The 297-nt window shown below is 71.0% G+C and carries 1 protein-coding gene; it reads left to right on the forward strand.

Annotation, left to right across the window (positions count from 1 at the left end; all coding sequences use genetic code 11):
* Positions 1–297: hypothetical protein (locus IF43_RS37605; protein WP_037891771.1), on the forward strand; the 297-nt coding region annotated here is incomplete at both ends.

Genomic DNA, 297 nt, shown 5'->3' on the forward strand with positions numbered 1-297 from the left:
GACGCCCGGCGCAACGGTCATCCGGTGCTGGCGGTGGTGCGTGGTTCGGCGGTGAACCAGGACGGTGCGAGCAACGGTCTGACGGCTCCGAACGGTCCGTCGCAGCAGCGGGTGATCCGGGCCGCGCTGGCGAGCGCGGGTCTGTCGGCCGCTGATGTGGATGCGGTGGAGGCGCACGGTACGGGTACGCGGTTGGGTGACCCGATCGAGGCGCAGGCGCTGCTGGCGACGTACGGCCAGGACAGGCCGGAGGGTCGTCCGCTGCTGCTGGGCTCGATCAAGTCGAACATCGGGCAC

The sequence above is a fragment of the Streptomyces sp. NRRL S-87 genome (genome assembly GCF_000719335.1).
Lineage (GTDB): Bacteria > Actinomycetota > Actinomycetes > Streptomycetales > Streptomycetaceae > Streptomyces.